This window comes from Phormidium pseudopriestleyi FRX01, from assembly GCF_017313335.1.
GTDB lineage: Bacteria > Cyanobacteriota > Cyanobacteriia > Cyanobacteriales > Laspinemataceae > Laspinema > Laspinema pseudopriestleyi.
This window is the reverse complement of record NZ_JAFLQW010000211.1, coordinates 1-4,931: the sequence shown is the minus strand read 5'-3', so window position 1 is coordinate 4,931 and position 4,931 is coordinate 1. Positions and strand designations below refer to the sequence as shown.

The window sequence follows — 4,931 nt, the reverse complement described above, 5'->3', positions numbered from 1 at the left end:
GCGACTCGTCCCAGGTGCATCGGGGAATGGTGTAATGTCTTACGGGCGGCAGTGTCGAGGGCGGTATTCAGGATAGGAAAGCGATCGCCTCGTTCGGTCCGAGATAACGATAGCACATAAAGTGCTAATTTTGTCAAGGGCATTTGTCCTAAATCCAGAGAAATTTCCTGTTTCTCACGATAGGCGGTTTTTTGTAAGCGTAATTTTTCCCCGGGGGTCATTTGTTCCTGAATGCGACTGAGAAAAATCTCACGCTTGATCCCATGTTGAGCCGCGAATCCTTCAGCAACGGTTAAGGGTAAGGCATAAATCGCCTCGCGATCGTACTTTGCTTTCCGAAAATACTCAAAAATCTCGGTTTGATAGGCTTTGATTTTCGTCGGTTCAAATAAAAATGCGGCCAGTTCTGTCTCTAATTTGAGATGATTATGAATAGCAACTGCCCGTAATTTTGAGCGATATTTCACCGCTTGAAAGCTGAGATTCCGGCGCGATTGTATATAATGTCTCGTAATTGCCCGACTGCGCCGGTTATTGATTCCTCGGCGGCGAATTTCGGCTAAGACTTTCCACGCCCGTTGGGGTGGCAATTCATTTAAGGCAGCGGCAATTAACGCCCCTTCCTCTTGGCGATGTTCCGTTGGGGTATCCCGTCCCGTCGCCAACAGTTTTAAAATGATTTCGGCACGATTAAAATGATTGATGCCTGCGGCTAAGGTGCGGGCATATAATAACCGATAATTACCTAAAATATAGTCATGCAAAAAATTAATGGAAACACCCGTCCCATAATTATCACTATAAAATTCCCGCTGTCCTGTACAAGACAGACAGGCATTAATAAACATGACTAAATCTTGCCGTTCAATTTGGGAAACCTGTTGCGACCATTGGGCGTCCACGTTAAAGCAGTCCTAGTTGTAAAAGGCGCTAACAAGGGGAGTCACGGCACGACTTGTAGAGTCTAACTTTACAGGTTATTTCCGGAAGTCGCACCAAAGTCCCGCTTGTTAGCTAGTTTGAGATTAACATGATAAATGAGTAGTCGTCATCCGGAGTAAATACTCATTTAGGCATAACTGTCAGTGTCTGGCGTACCGGAAAGATGCGATCGCGATCATATCTTGGCCTTGGTCTTATCACCTTCCCCGGCTTATTTCTAGAATAAACTAAATATAGAACCAACTGAGGGAGGTTTTTGCAATGGCAATCCAAACCAAACCACTCCGACAGAATCCGTTTATGACCTATCGCGACCCCGACACGGGGAAATGGTTGGTTGTGAAGCAAGAACAACAACAGGCAGCATAAGGTGCAATCAGTTGTCACCGTTCCTTGAGGCGGGATGATTTACAGATGTGCCTTGAGGTGTTACCCAATTTTTTGAGTTGATTTAGGGAAAAAAATTTAGCGATCGCCTTCAAATAAAAAAGGCGATCGCCCCAAGAGTGGGTTATGAAGTCAGTGCAACGCGGCACAGGTTCCATCAACCCACTAATTTTTTTATCAGATTCCGATAAATTTCCGCCACAGGCGTTAAGAAATTGGAAACATTTTCGCTTCCAATGACTTGAGAAACTCCGTATTCACTCCCGATTCGCGAGTGAGGGCAATTTTACCTGTGCGGGAAATTTCGCGGATACCGAACTTGGCGAGAACCTGAACGATCGCCACCATTTTACCCGGATCCCCCACCACTTCAATAATCAGGGAATCTTCCGCCACGTCTACCACCCGCGCCCGGAAAATTTGCGCTAGTTCCACAATTTCTGGGCGGTTATTGCTGTTCGCATTCACCTTGAGCAGCATCAACTCCCGTTCGACGCAGGGAGTCTCAGTGATATCCTGCACCTTGATCACGTTAATCAGCTTATACAGTTGTTTCGTTAGCTGTTCAATCACGCGATCGTCCCCGGGTACCACCATCGTAATCCGAGAAATGCCTAATTGTTCTGCTGGACCCACCGCCAGACTTTCGATATTGAACCCGCGACGAGCAAACAATCCGGCGATCCGGCTCAAGACACCGGCTTCATCTTCCACCAAAACAGACAGAGTATGTTTCATAGGATATCAGCGACCCCACTAGGGCGATCGTTACTATTTTTTGTATTCCGTTTAATCTATGCAAGCTAATTTTATCCTGACCTGCCGGGGTAACCCCAATTTTTTAACAAAATCCTCAACTCTGAGAATTTATCCCTGGGGCCACAGACCCTCCATTCTTAACTGGAAAAGCCCAGCCCGTCAGCATTACAGGTTCATAAATTCCGAACCCTGACCCGGTTGTAAAATTAGTTTGCGGAGGCGCTGTTCCGTTGATGCCCTTGCCGACTGGAGTTTGAAGTAGGCCATTTTTCCGGATCCCCAGCATCTCCCCAGAAAAATGCCTCACTCGCCCCAGCCTGGGACCTTATTCCCTATCCTAGCCCTCGGTGCTAGGGTACTGGAGAGCCAATGGCGCTAAAATGATAGCGACTATCGGAAGATAGTATGAGGTGAACAAGGATGAACAGCAGCTTGCTCTAGCAAGTGACTGAGAAATCCTCCTAGAGATGGAATAGAACCACTCTGAACTTCGCATAAAATCTGGAAACCCTTGAAAATTTAGGAGTCAATGACAAATGGGTTTGTTACAAAAATTATTCAATCTCGGAAAACCGGACAAATCTAAAGAGACAACGGTTCAAGCACCCCCAGCCTCAAATCCTTCAGCTCCTGCACAGAGCTATTCCGTTCCTGCCGCACCCCAAAAGGCGGACATTCCCCCAGAACGGTTAGGATTAAATGGCGAATACGATGATAGCGGCCTTGCCAAGCGCGTTGCCTTGGCCCTGGATGAAAATCCCAGTACCGCTGATTTTGAACGCCTGTGGATCGCCCAAACTGGCAGTACAGTCGTCTTCAAAGGAGAAGTTCCTTCCCAAGCCGATTTGGACCGAGTAGTTGGAATTGCTCGTGGGGTTTATGGCGCTAAGGATGTCAAAACCAATGAAGTAAAAGTTGGGTAATTTTTCCCGTTCGGGAATTCTAAAATAGAACGAATTTTAAACTAGCGAGCAAGATGCTCGCACTCCAGGGGTATAGCCATGCTATACCCCTATCTTGTTTCAGTTGCTATAGTATTGAGGCAATGATAATTGCCCAAAGCAGGTTGCTTTAAAAAATAATTAGATAACGCATCTAAAATTAATTCTGACCCTTCAAAAGGGTTGGATAGGGTGCGTCAGAACCGCTCAATTACCCGGGGTAACCGTTCAATCTGACGCACCCGACAATCCCGATTCAGAGTGAAAATCGATCGCTCATTTCGGAGCAGATCCCACACTTTCCGGTTCAGGTACTGGATCTTTAAACACAATTCGTAACAACGGGGGTGCTACAAATGTTGTTATAATCACCATCATAATAATCGCCGCTTCTAGGGACGGAGAGAGTGCGCCACTGGCGACTCCAACTCCCGCAAAGACTAATCCAACTTCCCCTCGGGGAACCATGCCGATGCCGATCGCCAGTCGGTTGATGCCCGGTTGACCAAAAACGGCAAACCCCGCAATCACCTTCCCTACAATCGCCACCACAATCAGAAATGCTGCAATAATCAGCCCTTCGCGATTGCTAGGAACCGCCGGATTGAGAACCCCCAGATTAGTTTTGGCACCAACCACTACGAAGAAAATCGGGACAAAGAAATCCGCCAGGGGAACCACCTGTTCCTCTAGTTCCTGCTGTTTCTCCGTTTCCCCTAACACTAACCCGGCAGCAAATGCACCGAGAATAGCTTCTAATCGAATCGCTGCACCCACATAAGAGAGGACAAAGGCAATAATTAGAGCCGTAATCAGCAAGGGCCCGCGAGTCTTGAGTTCTTTGACAAAGGCCACATAATAGGGACTCAGAAAGCGCCCCAAGAGAATCACCCCGATTAGGAATACACCGGCACTCACAATCAGATAGGCAATATTGGTGATTTCCACTTCACCCGTTTTAACCAAACTGGCGACGACAGCCAAGACGATAATCCCGAGGATATCATCGAGTACCGCCGCACCAATAATAATCTGACCTTCTCGGGCACCGAGACGGCCAATTTCTGATAGAACCTTGGCGGTAATCCCGATACTGGTCGCAGTTAGGGCCGCCCCTGCAAAAATGGCTGGGATGGTGGGCACATTAAAGAGGCTAATTAAGCCCAGGGTCCCCGCGCCAAAGGGTACGACAACCCCAATGACGGCCACGATTGCTGCTTGGGGTCCGTATTTAATCAGTTCTTTGAGATCTGATTCCAGACCAATTTCAAACAGCAAAATAATCACCCCAAGTTCTGCCAAAATTGCAATGACTTCACTCTGGGCGGCAAAGGTGGCAACGAGGGCTTCGGGTTCTAAATTGGTGGTGCTTTGCAGGAAGTTCATGAGCACCGAACTGCTGCCATCTTCCCCGCCTTCGGGAAAGACTATCAGCTTGAGGACGGAAACCCCAATGATGACACCGCCTACGAGGTCACCTAAAACCGGAGGCAGGTTAATCCGGGAACAAATCTCGCCCCCTATTTTGCTGGCTAGGTAAATGACGACTAAACTCAGTAGCACTCCCGCTACGACGATCGATTCGTCTACTTTCACCGAGTGAGCGGCTGGGGCCACTTCGGTCCCTGCCGTTGCCAGCAGGGGTAGAGTTTGGTCAAGGAAGGAATGAAAAAGTGTTGGGGTGAGGGAATTCACCAATGTAAGGGTCTCTGCCATTTATTTTGCAGAACTCGTCCTGTCTAATGTACCTGTTTTGTTTACAAGACTGACGCCCTCGACCCCAGAAATCAAGTTTCCAAGTCATGATCAGAATCTTGAGCGCGGTGGTGATCCGAAAGAGTCAGTCTTGATTTATTGTTTTCCTATTGTCTGACCTTGACACTCCCACGTCTAAAGAGCATG

At 47.8% G+C, this 4,931-nt stretch carries 3 protein-coding genes and 1 pseudogene; 1 reads left to right on the top strand and 3 read right to left on the bottom strand.

Annotated elements, in window-relative coordinates; genetic code table 11:
- A pseudogene (locus J0895_RS07620) lies at positions 1 to 902 on the bottom strand (hypothetical protein); the annotation flags it as partial.
- 634 nt (positions 903 to 1,536) lie between these two features.
- Positions 1,537 to 2,067 carry an acetolactate synthase small subunit gene (ilvN, locus tag J0895_RS07615; RefSeq protein WP_015146637.1) on the bottom strand — a complete coding sequence of 177 codons (531 nt, stop codon included), beginning with the start codon at positions 2,065 to 2,067 and terminating at the stop codon, positions 1,537 to 1,539.
- Between the two features lie 557 nt (positions 2,068 to 2,624).
- On the opposite strand from ilvN, the gene J0895_RS07610 reads away from it, so the two are divergent.
- Positions 2,625 to 3,011: a BON domain-containing protein gene (locus tag J0895_RS07610; RefSeq protein ID WP_207087507.1), complete on the top strand. Its 387-nt coding sequence runs from the start codon at positions 2,625 to 2,627 to the stop codon at positions 3,009 to 3,011.
- A 294-nt stretch (positions 3,012 to 3,305) separates the two neighbouring features.
- Here the strand turns inward: J0895_RS07610 and J0895_RS07605 are convergent, their stop codons facing one another.
- Positions 3,306 to 4,745, bottom strand: coding sequence for a cation:proton antiporter (locus tag J0895_RS07605; RefSeq protein ID WP_207087506.1), 1,440 nt, complete (start codon positions 4,743 to 4,745; stop codon positions 3,306 to 3,308).
- Positions 4,746 to 4,931: the final 186 nt, after the last annotated feature.